Genomic DNA, 19,500 nt, shown 5'->3' with positions numbered 1-19,500 from the left:
CACGCTCTCTCATGTCCCGCGGGGTTGGGCGGGTCGCTCTCTCATGTCCCGCGGGGTTGGGCGCAACGCTCTCTCATGTCCGGCGGGGTTGGGCGCAACGCTCTCTCATGTCCCGCGGGGTTGGGTCAACTGGCCGGAATTTCCTTCGGGTCGCAGCTCTCGGACTTAACCGGGACTGTGAGTTCGAGGTAAGCCGGGAACTTTGATCGGATGCTCAACGTGGCGCCAACAGCATCTGTGCTGCGCGTTACCACCCACCCGCCGGGAACGGGATCGATGCCGTCGAAGGCAGGGAATCCGTGCTTCTCCAGGACGGGATCGGCCGCAGCGAAGAGATCCTCAAAGTTCCTGGACGGTTCCACGATATCCGCACTGCTTTGCATGCTTTTCGGGTAGAGCATGCATCTGCCGTCTTGGGCTGGGCTCATTTGTGCCGAATCGTCCACGGCCCAGGTGATGCCGGGCATCTTCTCTTCCAGGGCGGCAACGAGTTCCGCGGTCAGAGCGCCGTACTTGGCGATGCTTTCAGGCACAGGAGCAGGTTCGGAAGTAACGGGAGGCGCCTTGCTGGGTTCCCGTTTGGTTTCGCCGGGGGCGCTGCATCCGGCAACCCCAACAGATCCCATGACAAGGGCAGCGGCCAGCGCCAAGGGGCGTGCTGATGTTCGAAGCGTGCGGCAATTCATTTAGTCCCCAGTTTCGTTTAGCGCTCGACGGCGGATCTCACCGAATGCTTTCACGCCGAGTCGCCGCGCGGCGATGGGCAGAACAACCCGTTGCTCCTCAATGCGCAGAAGGTGAGTGAGCGTTCCGCTCAAGTACGCGGGAGGTGAGCGAGCGTTTCGCTCAAGCACGCGGGAGGTGAGCGAGCGTTCCACTCAAGAACGCGGGAGGTGAGCGAGCGTTCCACTCAAGCGCGCGGGAGGTGAGTGAGCGTTCCGTTCAAGAACGCGGGAGGTGAGAGAGGATCAGGTGTTGCGGGTCAGGATCCACGTGTTGGTGCCGTCCTGGCGCTCGAAGGTCACAGTGGTCACCAGCGCCTCGATGAGAGCCAACCCACGCCCCGACTCAGCATCCTCGTCCGGCATGTTGGCTTGCATGTCGTTGGCGAACGGTTCCCGGGCGTTAAAGGCACTAACCCGGGCGACCAGACGGGTGGGACGGACGCTGATGTCGACGTCGATCTCCACGGGCTTCTCTGCCACAGGAAGCGCATGTTGCACGATGTTCGCCGCAGCCTCGATGACCGCAGTAGCGAAGGTCATCCGGTCCATGTCGGGCACGAAGGAGGCATCGTCCCACAGGGCGTCCAGCTCATTATGGATGGCTTCGATAGCTTCCTCGTTGGACGGCCCATGGAAGCCCCGGCGTGCGATTACCTCAGTCATCGCCGAACGCAGCTTCGGCCGTGGGGTAAGCCGTGAGCACCCGGTCCATGTTGGTCAGTTCCAGGACCATTTTGACCTGCGGCTGCACGCCTGCGATCCGTAGGTCACCGCCTGCCTGACGCGCAGCTTTGAGGCAGCCAATGAGTGCACCGAGCCCGGAGGAATCCATGAAGTCGGTTTCTGCCAGGTTCACCACCACTCGGCTTGATCCACCGGCCACAACCTCGGCCACTACTTCCCGAAGCTTGGGTGCGGCCACCATGTTCAGCCGGCCCACGCTCTTCACCTCCGCGTAAGCGTCGTTGACCTCATAGCTAAACTGCATCTGCATTCCTCTCCTCGGGGCGCTCCGGCCCGACAACTTCGGGCACGAAGCCCTTATACAAAACTGCTTTGACCAGCACGCTCAGGACCACAAGGTCGAAGGCAACCCACGCCACGTTCACCAGTGTGCCCAGGGGCTCCGACATTCCTGCCAGAAGCCGGATAAGGCCAATAACCAGCGCCACCGCCAGCAGCACCGCGACGATGATCTGCGGCCGGATCAGGCTCCAGCTGGGTCCGCCGCTCTGGCGGGCCTTGGGGGTGACGGCGAACCCGAGGGGACGGCCGAACCAAACGTTCCGGGCCGCCGTCGTGCACGCCTTGATCCAGGTGGGGAACAGCGCGAGGCTGTACTGCTGTCCGCGCCAGGTGGGAATCCCGTGTCCGGCCACCAGGAAGAGCAGTTGATTCACCACCATGAAGGGAATGAAGCGGATGAAGAAGTCGTAACTGATGCTGCTGACCGGGAGGATGCCGAGCGTCAGGTAGATGATGGGCGCCGCGAAATAGACCACGGCAGCGAAGCCGCTCAGGTACGTCCACATGGTGGAGAAGTACATGAGCCGCTGGCCCCACGTGAGCCGACGCTGGACCAACGGGTTCTCGCGCAGGAGGACCTGCATGGTGCCTTGGGCCCAGCGGAGGCGCTGCGTCAACATGGTTTTGACGTCCTCCGGGGCCAGCCCGTTGGCAAGGATTTCGTGGTGGTACACGCTCTTCCAACCCAGACCGTGCAGGCGCATGGCGGTGGCCATGTCTTCCGTGACGGAGATGGTGGCCAGCGGCATGATCGGCTGGGCCTCGTCGGTACGTTCCACCGAGATTGCGTCCAGGACAGCGTGAACCGACTCCAGCGCACCCAGGGGGGACCAGTCGCGTCCGGACATACGGTCGACGGCGTCAGTCGCCACAGTGGTCACGCCTGACTCACCGACGTGGGCGAGTTCCATGGCTGCGATCTCTTCGAGGTCGGACTGGAGCGCGGAGAAGTCGGCGGCCACGAGGGTGCGAACGGCTTCGTTCACTTGGCTGCGAACCCGGTACGTGATTTCGCTGAGGGATGCTCCGGCTTCGAGCTCCTTCTGCGCGGATTCCGTTGCGGCTTCCACCTCGTTCAGCATTTGCTCCACGAGCGGGTTCCCGGCTTCGGGTGATCGCCGGGCCTTCCTAATGGCGGTGCGTGAGGCAGCGAGGGCTCGTCGGACACTCTTCTCGGTGGCTTTGACGTAGCCCACCAGGCCCAGCTGCATGAGGGCTTCCCGCCGGAGGATCGCATTGGACCCGCAGAAGAATGCAGCGTTCCAACCGTCCTTGCCCTGCTGGATGGGGCCGTAGAACAGGGGAGCTTGGCTGCCCAGGGGGTCGTCGGCGGGGACGTTGATGAAGTACTGCGGGGTCTGGACGAGCGCCACCTGGTCATCATTGAAGTAGCCCAGCGTCTTGTCCAGGATGTCCGGCTCGGGGATCTGGTCGGCGTCGAGAATCAACAGGTACTCGCCCGAGGTGACCATGAGTGCGTTGTTCAGGTTGCCAGCCTTGGCGTGCCGCGGCATATCCGGTGTCCAGTCCGCGCCACGCGTCACGTAGCCGATCCCGTTCGACTCGGCGAGTTCGCGCATCTCCGGGCGATCGCCGTCGTCGAGGATCCAGGTGCTGTGCGGCCAGTGGATGTCCTTGGCCGCCATGGCCGTGGTCATCACCAGGTCCAACGGCTCGTTGTAGGTGGTGATGAAGACGTCCACAGTTGCGTCGGCCGGGGCAGGGGGCGGTGGTTTCCGGTATTTGATGTTCCATACGGTCAGGCCGAACAACATGACGTCGATCAGGCTGTACGTCTCGGCAATCACCAACGGAACGGCGATCCACCACGCCTCCCAGTTCAGCGACGCCATCCAACGCCACGCCACATAGTTGACGCCCAGAATGACCGTCAGCACAACGATCAGCCGAGTCCAGAAACGTGTCACAAATCCCCCCTTTTTGCGGTTTACAGACCTGAGTTTGATTTTCGGCGTACGACGACGGCGGTCACGTCATCTTCGGCGGTGGCTGCTGGTGCCAGCTCGAGCAGGGCGGCGCACACATCGTCCGAAGTAGCACCGTTACGTGCCACCTTCTCCACGTTCCGTTGGAAATCTTCCAGGGAATTGTGGGCGTCGAGCACGCCGTCGCTGACGATCACCAGGGAATCGCCCGGTTCCAGGTCCAGTTCCGAAGCGGGCCACAATTGGTTTTCCAGGATGCCGACGGGCGGTCCAGCTGAGACCAGCCTCCGCGCCGCCCCCTCAGCGGGAACGTGCAGCGCAAGCCCATGGCCGGCGTCGATATAACTGAGTGTGCCTGAGGCGCTGTCCAGCCGCGCGTGGAACATGGTGACGAAAGAGCCGGACTGGTCCAGGTCAGAGGTAATGGTGGCGCTGGCTGAACCGAAAGCTGCGTCGATGGCAGGGGTGTCCGCTACTGAACGCATCACGGCCCGGACTGTTGCTGCAATGAGCGCGGCACCCATGCCCTTGCCCATGGCGTCGGCGAAGGTGAGATGCATGCCGTCGCGGGTTTGGTACCAGTCGTAGAAGTCCCCACCCACGCTGCGCGATGGGCGGAAGGCGCCAGCGACGTCGTAACCGCTGAGGCGGACCGTTTCGCGCGGGAGGAGGCTTTTCTGAACCACTGCCGCCCGGGCGAGTTCGTCGCTCTGGCCGGTGTCCTCGGGGGTGGCGGGCGTGCGCGGGCGGCGGAACAGGGCACGGATGCGCGCCTGGAGTTCCTTGGGGCTGAACGGTTTGTTGATGTAGTCGTCCGCTCCGGTGTCCAGGCCGTTGAGCCGGTCGATCTCGTCGGCCCGGGCGGTGAGCATCAGGATATAAGCGTCGGAAAACTCGCGAAGGCGGCGGCAGACTTCCATGCCATCGATGTCCGGGAGGTTGATGTCCAGCGTCACCAGTTCAGCGTTGGTTCTGCGGACAGCTTCGACGCCGGAGAGACCGTCCGGCGCTTCCGTCACCACGAAATCGAGCTGCTCGAGGACGAGGACGAGGAGGCCGCGGATGTCAGCGTCATCTTCGACGACGACAGCGTGGCGCACGGGTGGGGAAGAGACCATGGCTCCATTAACTACTGCTGCCGAAGTTTTGTCACGTTTAGTCACGACACATGAAACGCCCGCTCACAGAAGTGAGCGGGCGTTACACGATTTGTGCAGTTATGTGAGAGAGGGTTTCCCTCAAGCACGCGGGATGTGAGAGATGGTTAGACGCCCAGCTCTTCCTTAAGCGCCTGGACGTGGCCCTGCGCGGAAACCTGGTACTGGGTGAGCTTCACGGTGCCTTCGCCGTCGAGGACAACAGTGGAGCGGACCAGTCCTTCCACGATTTCGCCGTCAACCAGCTTCTCGCCCCAAGCTCCGTAGGCGAGGGCCACGGAGTGGTCTTCGTCTGAGAGCAGCGGGAAGGTCAAAGCGAATTCACCGGTGAACTTTGCGAGGTCCTCCGGGCCGTCCGGGGAGATCCCGATGACGTCGTAGCCCTTGCCCTGCAGGCTGGCGAGGTTGTCGCGGAAGTCGCAAGCCTCGGTGGTGCAGCCGGGGGTGGCTGCCTTCGGGTAGAAGTACACAATGACGTTGCGTCCGCGGTAATCGGACAGCGAGACCTTGGTGCCGTCGGCGTCGAGAAGCGCGAAATCAGGTGCTTGCGTTCCGACGAGGAGTTTCTGGGTCATGGCGATCCTTTACGTTTCACCGGCAAACAGCCGGCCTTCATTTCAAACAACAGCGGTCATGCAAATTGCGGGCGTTGATCTTTTACAACAGCGAACTTAGATGCTGTATTCCGCAGGTCCGCGCACTGTGGCATAGGGCCCTGGCACGAACTGGTAGCCGCCACCACGGACGGTGGCGACGGTGTGTCGGGCGGAGCCTAGCTTCCGCCGCACCCTTCCAACATAAACGTCGATCGAGCGAAATGCCGCGCCGGGGAGGTCAAATGACTCCAGAAAACGTTGCAATTCTTCACGACTGATGGCCCGTGAGCAGTTGACCACGAGGTAGCGCAGCAGCTTGTATTCCATGCCAGTAAAGGAAACCGGCTCGCCGTCCAGCAGCACTACTTCAGCGGCGAGGTCCACCGCAAGTTGGCTGCGTCGGCTCGCCAACGTTACGGGCTCGACGGCGGTGCTGTCGCCAGATGCGGCCTGGCCCCCGCCAACGGACAATTCACCCTCGCGTGCGCTGGTGAATTGTCCGTTCGAGGGTGCACCTCCACGGGCACGGGCCTCCAAACGGGCCTCCGCCAGGGCATCGGCGAGTGAGACGGTACCTGCGCTCGGACCGTTGGTACCGGCGTCGGCGGCTTCCTGCGGAGTGCCGCCCCAGGAAGTGTCGCCGACGCCGGAGTGCTCTGCCCCGGTGGCGGGCCAGATGCGGACTTCCGCCTCCGGGGCAAGTTTCATGGCGCGGGCCAGCACAAGGCGTGCGGCCCGCTCCCAGACTGCGGGATCGATCTCGTCGCCCTCGGCCGGGTTGACCCAGAGCGCAAGACCGTGTGCGGTCAGGCCGTTCCGATCATTCAGGCCATTCCGCCGCCCCGCGGAGGAACCGCGGGTTGTGAGGCCGCGTGCTGCGGGTCCTCGCGACGGCGGCGGCCCGTAGGCATTGACTGCCATGACGGTTGACCTAAACGTTGCCGCGGCGGAGCAGCTTGCCGCCGGGGTTCTGGCCGTCGATCGGGGTGCCGCGCAGGTAGGTCTTGCGGACGACGCCGGCCAGGGGACGGCCGTCGTACGGCGTGATCGGGTTCTTGTGCTTGAGCTTGGTGACGTCCACAACGAAGGCTTCGTCCGGAGCGAAGATGGAGAAGTCGGCGTCGTAGCCCAAGGCGAGCTGGCCCTTGTTGTGCAGGCGGGCCAAGGCGGCGGGCTTCTCAGCCATCCAGGACACGACCTGCTCCAGCGGGATGCCACGGTGCCGGGCTTCGGTCCAAATGAGGGACAGGCCCAGCTGCAGCGAGGAAACGCCGCCCCATGCCACTGCGAAGTCGCCGTTTTCCAGGTCCTTCAGATCCAGTGTGGAGGGGGAGTGGTCCGAGACGATGCAGTCGATGGTGCCGTCCTGCAGGCCCTTCCACAGGAGCTCGCGGTTGGAGGCCTCACGGATGGGCGGGCAGCACTTGTAGGCCGTGGCGCCGTCGGGGATTTCTTCGGCCATGAGCGTCAGGTAGTGCGGGCACGTCTCAACGGTGAGGTTGACGCCGTCGCGCTTTGCTGAGGCGATCATGGGCAGCGCGTCCGAGGAGGAGAGGTGCAGGATGTGGGCGCGGGCGCCGGTCCAGCGGGCACGTTCGATGACCTCTGCGATGGCCTTGTTCTCGGCACCGCGGGGGCGGGAGGCGAGGAAGGTTTCGTAGTGGTCGCCGCCGGGGTGCGGGGCGCGGTCAATAGCGTGGGAGTCCTCTGCGTGCACGATCATGAGGGAGTCGAAGGACTTGAGTTCCTTCATGTCCTCTTCCATCTCATCCGCGTCCAGGTGCGGGAACTCGTCCACGCCGGAGTGCAGGAGGAAGCACTTGAAGCCGAAAACGCCTTCGTCGTGGAGCGGGCGGAGGTCGCTCTTGTTGCCCGGGATGGCGCCGCCCCAGAATCCGACGTCCACGAACGCCTGGTCCTTGGCGACAACGCGCTTCTGCTCCAGGCCGTCCACGGTGGTAGTGGGCGGGATGCTGTTCAGCGGCATGTCGATGATGGTGGTCACGCCACCTGCAGCTGCGGCGCGGGTGGCGGAGGCGAAGCCTTCCCACTCGGTGCGGCCGGGCTCGTTGACGTGGACGTGGGTGTCCACCAGGCCGGGGATGAGGGTTTCGTCGTCTGCGAGTTCGATGACCTCGTTGCCCGTCAGGCCGTTGCCCAAGGGTTCGATTGCGACGATGATGCCGTCGCGGATACCAACTTCGCGGGCTGCGAGGCCGGCGGTGGTCAGGATGCGCTGGCCCCGGATAACGAGGTCATAGGCGCCGATTGCTTCAGACATTGAGGTACTCCTTGTTTTCGGTCCGTTCCGCCAGGTACACGCCTATGTGCTTACCTAATTGTTCAAGCAACGGACCTGCTTCAGCGATACATTTTTGGACATCTTTTTCCAGATCGGTCAGTGCATGGACCGTGTGGAAGCCGGCATCCGTGAGTTGTTCCCGGCTCAGGGTACTCCGACCGCACACCGCGATCACGGGAACCCCGTTCCTTTGTGCCGCGCGGGAGACGCCCATGGGCGTCTTGCCGAGCAGGCTTTGCTCGTCAAGGCTGCCTTCTCCGGTGATCACCAGATCGGCGCCCTTGAGCCTCTTCTCGAGTTCAGTGAATTCAAGCACGACGTCGATACCCGGCCGCCGCTCTGCCTTCAGTGCCGCGATGGCAATGTAGCCAACGCCGCCCGCTGCTCCGGCGCCTTCTGCCTTGGCGGCGTACTTGGCGTGCTGGCCTGTGGTTGCCGCGAGCACGTCAACGAAGTGGCTTGCTGCTTTGTCGAGTTCGGCGACGTCGTCCGGCGTCGCGCCCTTCTGTGGACCGAAGATGGCTGGGGCTCCGCTTGCCCCCAAAAGGGGATTGTCGACGTCGGACGCCAACACGAACTCCGTTGCCTCGACGCGGACGTCGAAGTTGGAGAAGTCGATGCTGTCTATTTCTGCGAGGGCCGCGCCGCCTCCGGGGAGCTCGTTGCCGTTCTTGTCCAAGAAGACCGCGCCGAGGCCCTGCAGGACTCCCGCGCCGGCGTCGGTGTTGGCGCTGCCGCCCACACCCAGGATGATCTTGCGGCAGCCGAGGTCCAGCGCGGCCCGGATGAGTTCACCCGTGCCGATGCTGGTTGCGGTCTTGGCCGTCTGGGAAGTGGGGCCGTCCGGGAGGAGGGCGAGACCGGAAGCTGCCGCCATTTCGATGACAGCTTCCTGGTCGCGCACCGCGAAGTCTGCCTTCACTGGCTCGCCGAGCGGGCCGGTGACGGTGGTGGTCCGGCGGGTGAAGCCGGAGCCGATGGCGGCGTCGATGGTTCCTTCGCCGCCGTCGGCCACCGGAATGCGTGTTGCTTCTATGCCTTTGCCGAACCCCGCCTGCAGTCCTGTTGCCAGGTGCTTGGCGACGTCGGGCGCGGACAGCGAGCCCTTGAATTTGTCCGGGGCGATGACAACACGCATTCCGGTGCCTCCTTACTTATTCTCTTTACGCTTTGGTCAGGATCGCGGTGGGTGCGTCCGCCGCGGTTTCTGCCAACTCTTCGAACTCGTTCACGCCGTTGATCTCAACGCCCATGGAGATGTTGGTGATCTTTTCCAGGATCACTTCAACCACCACGGGAACCTTGAACTCGCCCATGAGTGCCTTGGCCTTGTCGAAAGCGGCCGGCAGATCGTTGGGGTCCTCAACGCGGATGGCCTTGCAGCCCAAGCCTTCGGCAACCTTGATGTGGTCCACGCCGTAGCCGTTGGTCTCCGGGGAGTTGATGTTCTCGAAGGCCAGGGAAACGTTCTGTTCCATGTTGAAGCCGCGCTGGCTCTGACGGATCAGGCCCAGGTAGCTGTTGTTCACCACAACGTGGATGTACGGCAGGTTGAACTGTGCGCCAACGGCCAGTTCCTCGATCATGAACTGGAAGTCGTAGTCACCGGACAGGGCAACAACGGTGGCATCCGGGGTTCCACGAACAACGCCCAGGGCTGCGGGAGCGGTCCAGCCCAGCGGTCCGGCCTGGCCTGCGTTGATCCACTTGCGGGCACCGAACACGTGCAGCATCTGTGCGCCGGCGATCTGCGACAGGCCAATGGTGGACACGTAGGTAGTGTCGCGGCCGAAGGCTTTGTTCATCTCCTGGTAAACGCGCTGCGGCTTGATGGGCACGTTGTCGAAGTTGGTCTTGCGGTGCAGGGAACCCTTGCGCTCCTGGCACTCGGCAACCCAACCCGAGTAGTCCGGCAGGGTCTTTGCAGCCTGGCGTTCGCGAGCCAGCTCCAACAGACCGTCCAGCGCCGCACCGGCGTCGGACGCAATGCCCAAGTCCGGGGAGAATACGCGACCGATCTGCGTCGGCTCGATGTCGATGTGCACGAACTTACGGCCGGCCGTGTAGGTGTCCAGGCCGCCGGTGTGGCGGTTGGCCCAACGGTTGCCGATGCCGATCACGAAGTCGCTCTGCAGGAACGTCTCGTTGCCGTAGCGGTGCGAGGTCTGCAGGCCAACCATGCCGGCCATCAGCTGGTGGTCGTCCGGGATAGCGCCCCAACCCATCAGCGTGGGGATAACCGGAACGTTCAGGATCTCGGCCAGCTCAACCAGCTGGGCCGAAGCGCCGGCGTTGATGATGCCGCCACCGGCAACGATCAGCGGGTGCTGGGCCGAAGTCAGCATGTCCAAGGCCTTTTCCAGCTGCTTGCGGGAAGCCTTGGGCTTCTCCACCGGCAAGGGCTCGTAGGCGTCGATGTCGAACTCGATCTCGGCCATCTGAACATCGATGGGCAGGTCCAGCAGAACCGGGCCCGGGCGACCTGAGCGCATCAGCTGGAAAGCCTTCTGGAACGCGCCGGGAACCTGGCCCGGTTCCAGAATGGTCATGGCGAACTTGGTCAACGGCTTGGCAATGGACTCGATGTCCACAGCCTGAAAGTCTTCCTTGTGCAGCTTGGCTACCGGTGCCTGGCCAGTGATGCAGAGCATGGGGATCGAATCGGCCTGGGCTGCGTACAGGCCAGTGATCATGTCCGTGCCTGCGGGGCCCGACGTGCCGATGCAGATGCCGATGTTGCCATCAGCTGCGCGGCTGTAACCGTCGGCCATGTGGCTGGCGCCTTCAACGTGGCGGGCCAGCGTGTGGCGGATGCCGCCGTGGGCACGCATTGCGGAATAGAAGGGGTTGATCGCTGCGCCTGGCAGGCCGAAAGCCTCGGTGGCGCCTTCCTTTTCCAGGATGGCGACTGCCGCATCAACGGTGCGCATCTTAGCCATGGTGTACTCCTTGTTTTTTGCCCTTGCGGGCGAAGTCTGTGGTGTTTTTGGGTGTGGTGAGGGAGCCGCCGTCGTGTAAGTACGACGGCGGGTTCCCTGCTTGTGTTGCTTTGCTGGCTTTTGCCGGGGTGCTTACTTCCGGCCGCTGAGCTGGAGGACCTGCTTGAAGAGGCCCGAGTGGTCGAGGCCGCCGTCGCCCTGGTTGACGGTTGCGGCGACGAGCTGGGCGACGACTGCGCCGAGCGGGACAGCGACGTTGGCTTCGCGGGCCGCGGAGGTGACGATGCCGAGGTCCTTGTGGTGGAGGGCCAGGCGGAATCCGGGGTCGAAGTTGCGGTCGAGCATCTTCTGACCCTTCTGGTCCAGGACCTTGGAGCCGGCCAAGCCGCCGCCGAGGACCTTCAGTGCTGCGTCGGTGTCTACGCCGTAGGCCTCGAGGAAGGCGATGGCCTCGCCGAGAACCTGGATGTTGACGGCTACGATCAGCTGGTTTGCAGCCTTGACGGTCTGGCCAGAGCCGGACGGGCCGACGTGGACGATGGTTTTGCCCACTGCGTTGAGGACATCCTGTGCTGCCTCGAAGTCCTCCGCGGAGCCGCCGACCATGATAGACAGGACGGCGTCGATGGCGCCCTGTTCGCCACCACTCACCGGGGCGTCGAGCGGACGGATGCCTGCTGCGACGGCATCCTCGGAGAGGCGCTTGGCGACGTCCGGGCGGATGCTGGATGCGTCGATCCAGATGGTGCCCTTCTTCGCGTTGGCGAAGACGCCGTCCTTGCCGCTGACTACACCCTCAACATCGGGGGAGTCCGGGACCATGGTGATGACGACGTCGGCGTCCTTGACAGCGTCCGCGATGCTCGTGGCACCCTGGCCGCCCTCGGAGACGAGCTTGTCGATCTTGTCCTGGCTGCGGTTGAAACCGGTGACCGTGTGGCCGGCCTTGACGAGGTTGATGGCCATGGGGAGGCCCATGATTCCGAGTCCGATGACTGCAACGTTGCTCATTGTGGTTCTCTTTCTGGGGAAGTCTGTGTGTGTTTTAACCCGGGTGTGCTTACCCAACTAGGTCGCAGTTCGCGTCGTTCTCAGCTCTCAGAACGCCCTGATCTGCTACTTAGTTGGGTGCGCGGTGCTTAGTTGGCGTTGGCGCGCTGGCGGATGGCCCAGCTGAATGCCGATTCCTGCGGTTCCTTGTACTCGAGGCCGATGTAGCCGTCGTAGCCGAGTTCGCGGCTGCGGGCGATCCATTCGCCGAGGGGGAGGGTCCCGGTTCCGGGGGCGCCGCGGCCGGGGTTGTCGGCGATCTGGATGTGGCCGAAGTCCTTGGCGTGGTTCTCGATGACGGATTCGACGTCGTCGCCGTTGACTGCAAGGTGGTAGAAGTCGGCGAGGAGCTTGATGTTCTGTGCGCCGGATTCTGCCTTGACGCGGGCGATGACCTTGAGTGCGTCTTCGGCGGTGAGGAGCGGGTACTTGGGTGCGCCGCTGACCGGTTCGAGGAGGACGGTGCCGCCGATCCGGGCGACGCCCTCTGCTGCTGCGGCGAGGTTCTTGGCGGCGAGTTCGTCCTGCTCTTCAGGGGTGAACTCGTCCTGGCGGTTGCCGTAGAGGGCGTTGAAGGCCTTGCAGCCGAGGCGCTCACCGATGCCGGCTACGACGTCGATGTTGTCCTTGAACTCGGAGCAACGTCCCTTCCAGGAAACCAGGCCGCGGTCGCCGCCGGGCATGTTGCCGGCGTTAAAGTTCAGGCCCGTGAGCTGAACGCCGGCGTCCTTGATGGCTGTTTCAAACTCGGTTACTTGTGCGTCGGTGGGGACCGAGGTCTCGAAGGGCCACCAGAACTCGACGGCGTCAAAACCGGCTGCCTTCGCGGCGGCGGGGCGCTCGAGCAAGGGCAGCTCCGTCAGGAGGATGGAGCAGTTCACTGTGTACGTCATCGTAGGTCCTTCCGAGGAGGGGGCTTGGATCTATCTTCCTCTGTGCTTCGGCTGGGCATTGGTGCTTGGCCTCAGTTTCCGCTTTGTGGAATTTAGATTCTGCTTTATGAAAAGTTTAGGGAAGGTGGGGGTGGGAGTCAAGGGGGTGGGTGGGGAGGTGGGGGTTTGGGATACCAAAGGTGATCTGCTTGGCTGGGTCGCCACAGTGCGGCCCGCCTCTTCGTTCCAGTCGTGCAAAGTAACTGTGCTGGCTTTTGGGCCGACGATCTGGGTGGGCAAGCGCCGACTTCGCTTACTCCCTGTGTGCCTTGAACGGTCCGTAGGATTGCCATCGTGTCAGATACAACTTCAGCCGTCCCGCCGTGTCCGCTGAGCGTCGGAGACATCGTCGTTGGTCCGAATGATCTCGTTGGTAAATGGCGAGGACGACGCATCAGATCGCGACATGCCGTCCCCGACTAAGACTTGCCGTTTTGATTTCATTTGATGAAGTACGCCGGCTCTTGCACGACATATGCCTTGTTCTCGGCGAAGGGGCCGGTCAACCTCCCGATAGCGACGCGGCGGCAGGCCGCATCGAAAACTGTCCTGACTGTCCATCGATACAGCATGCTTTTGGACAGGGTCACAAGGCAGTCAGTTAGGTGTACACACCCGGGTGCGGGTTCGCAGGGGAAGAAAGTGGTCGCGACGTCAAAACCAAAGGAATTGGACGATTCACCGGCGTGGACTTCATAGACACCTTGACCAGGAGCTTTCGAACTAACCTGCTGTCATGGGCACTGAGACTATGATCGAGTTCGACCCCACCGGAAACCACCCAGATCCAGATCTGGCGAGACGGCGAGCGGCATGGTTGGCTCACATCCCGCTGAGTTGTGGTGTGCTATTTATTGGCGAAGCACCTCCACCAGAGGCCAGGTACTTCTACTACCCGGAGAGCATCGGGCACGACTACCTATTCTTGCAGCTGCTTAAGGTTCTCTATCCAGAGCTGCAGACTGTTAGCGCAGCTCATATGAGAGCGATCAAGCCGACGCTATTACGTCGTTTTGCTGACGATGGCTATCTATTGGTCGATGCAGTGGAGGGACGAATCCCGCTAAACGGATCCTCGCATCGAATACGGGCCATCCGCGCCGCGCAGGAGGACCTGCTAGATCGGCTGAACATCATCGGACATAACGACTTCGTGGCTATTCCTTTGAAAGCGACTGTGCACGATGGGCTAAGCGCAGGAACCAAGTCGCGCATCGGAGAGCGATTCATCAACGATCGGATACCGTTTCCGAGTAACGGGCAGCAGGAGAATTTTCGGAGGAGGCTGAGCTTGGCCTTACAAAGCCTGAATGTCTGAAATTGAAGGTTCGGGACACCATGAGATGGCACCTCCCTGTTGGACCCTCATGAGTGGCCTGGGCGTGCGTCGGGATCTGGACTTCGCACCTCCGAGGCAGAAGAGGGCATCGACATCCCTCGCGGACCTCGTGTGCCCGTACTGGCTTGCCGTTGACCGCCAGATCTGCGACGAGCTCCATATAGCGTCCGTACCTCCCGCGTGAAGCGGAAAGTGATAGACCTATTGCCTCTAATCCAGTTTGAGCACGCTCGTCATATATCGCCATTCGTTCAGGGGCAGAATTCCGGACCTAAAGGTCCCTCTGAGGGACTCAGGCTTTCGGGGATCAGGGAGCCGTGCTTTGCGTCGGTCGGGTCTGGCTCCATCGTTCCGCGGTAGACGTCCACGCGTGGAATGACCTCAGAGGCTCCCATGTCGACCGTATCTGCTGCCTCGCTCGGTAGATTATCTACTTGGGTGCCTATCGAGCTGGCAGCAGATTTCTTGAAGCGATCGATTAGTCCCTTAACTTGAGCATAGTCTGCTCAAGGGCACGTCCCGAACTACTGATAGGTCGGCGCGTTAGTTGGTTAGTGGGACTACGTTGTTGGGAACGGTTGACTCGATGTGAGCCCAGGACAGCTCAGCCTCCGGTTCGTCCAGGAACCAAGCATGAGTTCCCACGGCCAAGGAAGGAATGAGCTTCTTGGCGGTTGAATGGTTTCTTGATAGGAATGCAGTCAGATAGCGAAGATTCTCGGGCGGGAGACCTTCCTTTTCGGCCCATTCGACAAGTTTTCGTTTCCGGCGTTCATTGATTGGTCCGTCTGTGGCCACAACTTCAATAACCCAAATGTCTAGTGGGTCGGTGTCCATGTCTACGATCAGAACATCGGGCAAGAGTTTACTTACGTCGAGGCTGATGCCAGCCGCGGCGAAGAGGGCAGCGTCGCCGGTATGAAATTTGTTGCCTGGCTCGCTTATGGCGAGGACAGCGGGTTCCTTCAGACGTATTTGGGCCCATCCTTCGACTACACCCTGAATGATTTCAGATGATCGACCGGGTGCAAGGTCTCGGATAGTCCCGTCAGGCATTCGAACGGGCAAGCTGAGTGTGGCTCGAGCACGGGCATTCGCCAAGCTGGCGCGCAGACGACCCGAGGACGACATATGCGTTTGGATCCAGTCATCGACAGCGCTCTGAAGTTCTGCCCCCTGAAGGTCAGGATCAAAGAGTCTGGCAAAACTGCGGCGAAGAAGCCAACGCGGTCCCGGGGATGTCGTGTCCATTAAGTACGCGCCGTCATATATAGCGCCGAGCTCTGCCCATGGGCCGAAAATGTCGTCCCTGAGAGGCTCCCTGGAGGTGTCGGCGTACCACTGCGTCACACCGATGTCCCATGAAGCCATGAGCGCGTGCGTTCGCTTCTTTGTGCTTCTCGAAATTGTGTACCACTGACGCCGTCGGCCATCGTCCGTGATATTAAGAAGCTCATCGTTCATCCAAAGAACAGTGGATGGGCGAGCGAAGGGGAGCTCAGGTGTTAGTTCATCAGTGTCTGTTGGCGCAACACATCCTGCCCAAATAAGCGCAGCTACTGCCGTGCCTGCCATTTGGCCACGAAGGAAGCCAGGCATGGCTTCGGCTGGAAAGACCATTTCCAGCCGGTGGATGCAAAGCTCAATCGGGACTACTGGTAGAAGGGGTGGCGTGGTGGTCATTGTGCGACTCCTGGAGTGTAAGCCTTTGTGACAGCGCTCTCTAGTGCAGCCCCGGAAAGACCTTCCCAAGAGGCAAGAACCGCAGCGTTGGGCAAGGGGAGGGAATCGATTTCGTAGGAGCTGACGGCAACCGAACCGGAAATGCAGCGCATAAGCCTGTCGAAGGTCTTCGTCTGTAGGACTCGCGCCAGCGTGGACCGGGACACCAAAGGCTTTTCGGTTGTGGGTCGTAGAACGTTTACGTGATTTTCGATGACGACACGGCCGCCAAGAGAATCCAACATCTCCTGGCTGAGATCGGCGGCCACAACGCGTCGTTCTTGTTCTGGTGCTGTGGTTCGCTGCACTAGCACTGCTGGCGTATCGAGGACCATTACGTTCAGGTCAGACTTAACGGTTAGCGAAAGGTACCGGAGACTGTCCCGAGCGGGGTTGCGATGGACCCTTCCACCGTCTATATCGGCACCCCAGAGAACCATTGCGCGGTTCTTCCCCGGATTTACATGGAGGTCGTTCTTTCTGCGGTTCCACACCAGAGGTCCTGTCGAGGCGTGCCAGCCAGCTTTTTCTATAGTCAACGGCATCTTACCGGCCGATGCGGCCAAGGCTGCATCGCGTGGTTCCCGGGGGAGTAACCAAAGCCCTTGCCCTTTTGGGACGGGAATCTCTGCGACGTACTCCACCTGCCCATTGGACCGAGTGATCTTAACTCGTCGGGCCGCTCGGCGTCTGAACGTAACTAAGCAAGTTTCTTGCAGGACGCCGTTGAAGATCCCGTTTCGCCCGTCAACGAAGTTGATAGAGTGCATGGGCATTGTCTCCGCCAGATATCCACGCAATTTATGAAAGTACCGACCAGCGGTGAAGCTGGTGGGAACAAGGCAGGACAGTACGCCATCATTTGTAGTGCCGTCGGCTCCGGAGGCCATGAACATGCCATAGATATTTGCGTGCCCATATAGAACATGCGCAAAGTCAGCCCTTGTGTCTTCGGTGAGCCGCAGGCGACCGTACGGAGGATTCATAATCGTCGCTCGCGCCTTCACGTCTACGGCAGCCAAACCGTCACCGCACGTGGCTATCAAGGGGATTGGTAGCCGCAGCGCCTCGGGCACCCTGGCCAGGGTGGGGAGCATTTCAGCGCCAAGAATGACATTCGTGATCCAAGCAGACCACGGGTCCATGTCGATTCCCTGGATCAGCAAGCCCAATCCCCGAAGGGTGATCGCTGGATCATCTTTGTATGTGGCTCGAAGATGCTCCCGGAGCGGAGGAAGAAGCAAAGCACCGGCGCCGCATGCTGGGTCGCGGACAAGGCCCGGGAGACGGCGGTCACGTCCCCTAGTGAGCCCTAAGGATGCTCTTGTCATCTCCCATAAACGATCGGCAAGAAACGTTGGAGTGTAGTGCTTACCGTCTCTGGAGCGCTCAACAATAGCAAGCGACTCGACATAAAGACGTCCCAGTTTTTCCGCTGAAGTTTCGGCCCCTACATCAGCCAACGGTTCGACAGCTGAGATCTTGCCTGGCGGCCTGGCGCTCAATGCGTACGTAACATCACTCCAGGGGCCCCCAATGCCGGCCAGTCGCGCTTTGGCGGCCCACCACTGACCTACTGAAGCAATTACTGCTTGAGTCTCAGGGAGTGCGGGAGAGGCAGCATCGACCCGCAGGGCAGCTACTGCCTGAACCGACACAAGGACTCCAGTTTCTGCTTCGATCAATCGCTTGGAACTCAGGATTGGATACCATGTTGTGCGCTCTGAGCCCATCTCCAAGCCTACTAGGCCTAATCCACTGTTCTGTGCCAGCGAGACGTAGAAACAGCGATTGGGACGGAACGTGCCGCCCTTGCCGTGTTATTTTCACGGGGCGGGGCGGGGCGAGGGTACGACGGGTCCCTTGTGCACTGCTGGCACGCGACTCGTAGAGACTAGGCTGGACTGGACAACTGAGTAAGGGGACCATCTATGACTCATAGGCCGGCTGGGTCACGTGCCAAAGGGTCGCTCCTGCTTGATGGAAAGCCCCTGTCGGCCGACAGCCGTGGTTTGCTTCTGTCGCGCTTTGAGCACGATCAGGAGATTGCGAAGACGTTGAGGACCTTTCCTCAACTTCAAGCGGGCAGTGTGCTGGAGGAAGACGATCGAGTTCTTGGCGATTATGCGCTTTCACGCCTAGTCCTGGAACTCTTGCGAACTGCAACACATATTTCCGACACTCTCCAGGCGATGGTCGTCGTAGAAACCGAGGACGGCTACGATGTTTCGGCGCCCCTGCACGGTCCCTATGCTCTGGTTCGTGCCCACTTGGAATCGACGAGTCAAGCCTTGTGGCTGCTGGCCCCGCAGTCGCGTCGAGCCAGGATAAAGAGGTGCATTCAATACTGGAGCGGCGACGTGAAGCTATTCAAAGGGTTTCAACATGAATGGTCGAAGTCGTTCGCTTCGAGGGCAAGCATCGGGTATGAAGATCTACGAACGATAGCTGCGGAGGTTGGCCTTTCGCTCGACGGCTTCCCTGCGAGCAAACTGTGGTCTCCAATCGGGTCGGGAGACATCCTAAAGTCTATAGAATTTGCTCATCAAGGAGCCATGACCACCTGGTTCAACGCGTGGCAGCTGTGCAGCGGCTTTGCCCACAGTAAGCAATGGGCTTCGAGGTACTTCAATGAACACAACAGGACTAGTGAGGGCGCAGCGCCTCACTCATACTCGGAAAGCAGGATTTCTTTGCCTGTGCTGGCTACTGTTGTACACGAGGCCGGAGTATTTCTTGATGAGGCATCGAGGCGTTATGGTCAACTGTCATCCCGTCCCCATGCGGCATGGCCACACTAGCGGCGTTCATCCAAGCGGGGGCTAGGGGCCGCTGGCATTGAAGACCTAGTGACTTAGCGAACAAAGGATTCTGTTGTGATCAAGCTGGCCATTGGCGCGTCCCCCAAAGCGGCGCTTAGCAGCCTCTCCCACGCTGTGATGGAAGCCGAAAACGCGAGAGGTGCTGGAGGGCACGCAATAGACCGTTATAACCGCTACCTGGAATGGGCCGGCGACCAGATCTACCAGCTCACAAGCGCTCTCAGCAATGATGAGATTGAACGGCTCGTGGCTACGAACCTCTATTCGATGTTGCTGTCACTTGATCCCTCAAGCGTGTCGACGGTGACCCTTCGGCGCCTTGTAGACGGTGAACTTGCGCAGTGCGTGCGGCGGTTGGAGGCTGCCCGAGAGCGCATCTCCGCAGAGCAGCTGAAATGGGACCATGGTAATGCGGTTGCTGTCATACTCGATACCAACGTCTGGTTGAAGTACTATGCGGACCCGCTCCAAGTAGATCTGAATCAGGTGCTTGGTGAGAGTGCAACTGTTCCCTTGGTGGTTGCTGTTCCTATGAAGGTCGTTGACGAGCTCGACGGCCATAAACGAAATCGCGCTAATCCTCCCAAGGGTGGCCTGCCCATCAGGCGTCGCGCTTCATTGGCGCTCAAGTTTCTCGAGGCGAAGGCTTCCGCTCCTGGCCAGAGGATCTTGTTAAGAAAGCAGAAGATTGCCAATCAATTCGCGTCCTCAGACATCCACCTGACTGTACTTGAACAGCCTCTGCATCAGTCGTCAAACCCGGATGCCGATCTTGAAATTATTGATAGAGCCGCCGCCATCAGCCCTTATGCGAAACGCGTCAGGATAGTCACCACCGACTACGGCATGATTTACCGGGCTAGACAAGCCGGCCTCGAAGCAACACGAATCACCGACTACGAAGAGGAAAAAGACAGTCCCGGTGAGGTTTGAGGCTTGAAAGC

General features: G+C 61.1%; 16 protein-coding genes and 1 pseudogene. 3 read left to right on the top strand and 14 right to left on the bottom strand.

The window, feature by feature from the left end; genetic code table 11:
- Window positions 1-125 precede the first annotated feature (125 nt).
- From ACIQTW_RS07825 to ACIQTW_RS07770, 12 genes are all read right to left on the bottom strand, one after another.
- A complete protein-coding gene (locus ACIQTW_RS07825) occupies window positions 126-533 on the bottom strand; it encodes a hypothetical protein (protein ID WP_402935679.1) in 408 nt (135 codons plus the stop codon).
- A 435-nt stretch (window positions 534-968) separates the two neighbouring features.
- Complete coding sequence (locus ACIQTW_RS07820) at window positions 969-1,388, bottom strand: ATP-binding protein (RefSeq protein WP_402935676.1); 420 nt, start codon at window positions 1,386-1,388, stop codon at window positions 969-971.
- The gene (locus ACIQTW_RS07815) at window positions 1,381-1,713 is read right to left on the bottom strand and encodes an STAS domain-containing protein (protein WP_402936272.1); all 333 of its coding nucleotides are present in this window, start codon (window positions 1,711-1,713) and stop codon (window positions 1,381-1,383) included. Before ACIQTW_RS07815 ends, ACIQTW_RS07820 begins: the two co-directional genes overlap by 8 nt.
- Window positions 1,703-3,679, bottom strand: a complete 1,977-nt coding sequence (locus ACIQTW_RS07810; protein WP_402935673.1) for a glycosyltransferase family 2 protein — start codon at window positions 3,677-3,679, stop codon at window positions 1,703-1,705. Before ACIQTW_RS07810 ends, ACIQTW_RS07815 begins: the two co-directional genes overlap by 11 nt.
- A gap of 20 nt (window positions 3,680-3,699) precedes the next feature.
- On the bottom strand, window positions 3,700-4,815 hold the full coding sequence (locus ACIQTW_RS07805; protein WP_402935670.1) for a PP2C family protein-serine/threonine phosphatase: 1,116 nt from the start codon (window positions 4,813-4,815) through the stop codon (window positions 3,700-3,702).
- A 146-nt stretch (window positions 4,816-4,961) separates the two neighbouring features.
- Entirely contained in the window at window positions 4,962-5,429 is a 468-nt protein-coding gene (gene bcp / locus ACIQTW_RS07800) for a thioredoxin-dependent thiol peroxidase (protein ID WP_011776131.1), read from the bottom strand.
- 96 nt (window positions 5,430-5,525) lie between these two features.
- Window positions 5,526-6,371, bottom strand: coding sequence for a winged helix-turn-helix domain-containing protein (locus tag ACIQTW_RS07795; RefSeq protein ID WP_402935667.1), 846 nt, complete (start codon window positions 6,369-6,371; stop codon window positions 5,526-5,528).
- Between the two features lie 10 nt (window positions 6,372-6,381).
- Complete coding sequence (gene allB / locus ACIQTW_RS07790) at window positions 6,382-7,731, bottom strand: allantoinase AllB (RefSeq protein ID WP_011776129.1); 1,350 nt, start codon at window positions 7,729-7,731, stop codon at window positions 6,382-6,384.
- Entirely contained in the window at window positions 7,724-8,890 is a 1,167-nt protein-coding gene (locus ACIQTW_RS07785) for a glycerate kinase (protein WP_402935664.1), read from the bottom strand. The genes allB and ACIQTW_RS07785 overlap by 8 nt, the downstream gene beginning before the upstream one ends.
- 25 nt (window positions 8,891-8,915) lie before the next feature.
- On the bottom strand, window positions 8,916-10,691 hold the full coding sequence (gene gcl, locus ACIQTW_RS07780) for a glyoxylate carboligase (protein ID WP_402935661.1): 1,776 nt from the start codon (window positions 10,689-10,691) through the stop codon (window positions 8,916-8,918).
- A 132-nt stretch (window positions 10,692-10,823) separates the two neighbouring features.
- On the bottom strand, window positions 10,824-11,759 hold the full coding sequence (locus ACIQTW_RS07775) for a 2-hydroxy-3-oxopropionate reductase (protein ID WP_402935659.1): 936 nt from the start codon (window positions 11,757-11,759) through the stop codon (window positions 10,824-10,826).
- A 71-nt stretch (window positions 11,760-11,830) separates the two neighbouring features.
- A complete protein-coding gene (locus ACIQTW_RS07770) occupies window positions 11,831-12,634 on the bottom strand; it encodes a hydroxypyruvate isomerase family protein (RefSeq protein ID WP_089596273.1) in 804 nt (267 codons plus the stop codon).
- A 775-nt stretch (window positions 12,635-13,409) separates the two neighbouring features.
- On the opposite strand from ACIQTW_RS07770, the gene ACIQTW_RS07765 reads away from it, so the two are divergent.
- Window positions 13,410-13,991 carry a hypothetical protein gene (locus ACIQTW_RS07765; protein ID WP_402935655.1) on the top strand — a complete coding sequence of 194 codons (582 nt, stop codon included), beginning with the start codon at window positions 13,410-13,412 and terminating at the stop codon, window positions 13,989-13,991.
- Entirely contained in the window at window positions 13,984-14,196 is a 213-nt protein-coding gene (locus ACIQTW_RS07760; protein WP_402935652.1) for a hypothetical protein, read from the top strand. Before ACIQTW_RS07765 ends, ACIQTW_RS07760 begins: the two co-directional genes overlap by 8 nt.
- A 359-nt stretch (window positions 14,197-14,555) precedes the next feature.
- On the opposite strand, the gene ACIQTW_RS07755 is transcribed toward ACIQTW_RS07760, so the two are convergent.
- Window positions 14,556-15,383, bottom strand: a complete 828-nt coding sequence (locus tag ACIQTW_RS07755; RefSeq protein ID WP_402935649.1) for a BsuBI/PstI family type II restriction endonuclease — start codon at window positions 15,381-15,383, stop codon at window positions 14,556-14,558.
- Window positions 15,384-16,483: 1,100 nt separating this feature from the next.
- Window positions 16,484-16,720, bottom strand: a pseudogene (locus tag ACIQTW_RS07750) (Eco57I restriction-modification methylase domain-containing protein); the annotation flags it as partial.
- Between the two features lie 1,890 nt (window positions 16,721-18,610).
- Here ACIQTW_RS07750 and ACIQTW_RS07745 point away from each other — a divergent pair.
- A complete protein-coding gene (locus ACIQTW_RS07745) occupies window positions 18,611-19,489 on the top strand; it encodes a PIN domain-containing protein (protein WP_402935646.1) in 879 nt (292 codons plus the stop codon).
- Window positions 19,490-19,500: the final 11 nt, after the last annotated feature.

It is taken from the genome of Paenarthrobacter sp. NPDC090517 (assembly GCF_044769165.1).
Classification (GTDB): domain Bacteria; phylum Actinomycetota; class Actinomycetes; order Actinomycetales; family Micrococcaceae; genus Arthrobacter.
The sequence above is the reverse complement of the archived record's forward strand: the minus strand, read 5'-3'. Positions and strand labels throughout refer to the sequence as shown.